1 protein-coding gene is annotated in these 1,652 nt (G+C 64.9%); it reads left to right on the top strand.

The features are described 5' to 3' along the window. Window positions 1-337: 337 nt before the first annotated feature. Window positions 338-1,652 (top strand): class I SAM-dependent methyltransferase (locus P792_RS36935; RefSeq protein WP_023977776.1); only part of this gene is annotated, 1,315 nt, incomplete at its 3' end.

Raw genomic sequence — 1,652 nt, 5'->3', positions numbered from 1 at the left:
CAGCGCTGCGCCAAGTCGGTCATGTTCATGTAAACATGAACATGATGCTTTGATGCCTGACGGTGCGTCCCGCATTTAACAGAGGAGAGAGGCGGACCAGAACCCGCCGTCATGGCTAAGCCGTGGCGCCTCGCCATGCTCACGACCTGCGGTCGCTGCGCGTGGCTGCGGTGCCGGCGCGCGAGCGCACCGGGCTTAACCCTGCCGCCGGGTCCTGGTGCCGGAGATGGAGAAGGGAGAGAGAAAAGAAAATCTCGATCCCGGACCCTCTCCAATCACCGCATCCTCCCGCGACACAGAGCGCAGGTGAGGTCCGGTCCTGCACGGATGCCAGCCGATGTCGAACGCCGATTTCCAACTCAGCCTGTTTGGCGATACCGCCCTTGATGGCAACGCGAACCTGTTCTGGGGTGAACTGGAAGGCGAAGAGGGCGATGCACCGGGCGCGCTGCTGCCTGCGGTCGAACCCCTCGTCATTCCTCAGACTGATTTCCGTCTCGCCGGTCTGCGTGGTCTGGCGCAGGGCTGGAAGGCGCGTGCGCGTGACAACATCGAGGCGATCAAGCTGGTATCGACCCTCGAGCGCGAGGCCCGAAACGCGACGAGCGAAGAGCAGGCGCAGCTGAGCCGCTTCACAGGCTTCGGGGCAGGGGAGCTGGCAAACGCGCTTTTCCCCCGCGCCAATGAAGCCTATCGCGCAGGGTGGGAAAAGCTGGGTGCTGATCTCAAAGCCTGCACCACCGAGGCAGAACGCAGCGCCCTCGCACGCTCGACCCAGTATGCCCACTACACCCCTGAAACGGTCGTCCATGCCATGTGGGACTTCATGATGGCGCGCGGCTTCGCAGGCGGGTCCGTGCTGGAGCCGGGGTGCGGGACAGGCCTGTTCGTCGCATCGCGCCCTGAAAAGCTCGAGGGCAAGATCGCCTTCACCGGCATCGAGATGGACCCGCTCACGGCGCGCATCGCTGCGAAGCTTTATCCGAAGCAGTGGATCCGCGCAGAGGACTTCACCCGTGCCAAGCTGAGCACGGGCTACGATCTGGCGATCGGCAACCCGCCATTCTCGAACCGCACCGTGAGCCAGGCAGAGCCGCGTGACCTCAAGGGGCTGTCGCTCCATGACTGGTTCCTGGCCCGCTCGATCAATGCCCTGCGCCCCAATGGGGTCGCGGCTTTCGTGATCTCGCGCCATACGCTCGACAAGACCGATGCCCGTGCGCGCACGCTCATTCATGAGGAGGCCGAGTTCCTGGGCGCGGTGCGCCTGCCGGCTAGCACCATGCGCGCCGATGCCGGCACGGATGTGGTCGTGGATATCGTGTTCTTCCGCAAGCGCGAGATCGGCGAGATGCCGGGCGATGAGACCTGGCTGTCCTGCGTCGATATCGAGGACACGAACATGGGAGACGGAGCCCTGCGCATCAATGCGTGGATGGAAGCGCACCCCGAGCAGGTCTTGGGCTTTCATGGCTGGGCCAGCACGGCCTTTGGCATGGACTATACCTGCGTTGCCCGCGACGGGCAGGATCTGGCTGACGCACTCCCCGAGGCCCTCGGCCGCATTGCACCTGCACTGCGTTTCCCGCCCGTGGCCGATAGCCGCATCGTGCGCCCTGCGAAGGAGACGCGCGAAGAGGGCGGCGACCTGC

It is taken from the genome of Asaia sp. SF2.1 (assembly GCF_000505765.1).
Taxonomy (GTDB): Bacteria; Pseudomonadota; Alphaproteobacteria; order Acetobacterales; family Acetobacteraceae; genus Asaia; species Asaia bogorensis.
The sequence above is the reverse complement of the archived record's forward strand: the minus strand, read 5'-3'. Positions and strand labels throughout refer to the sequence as shown.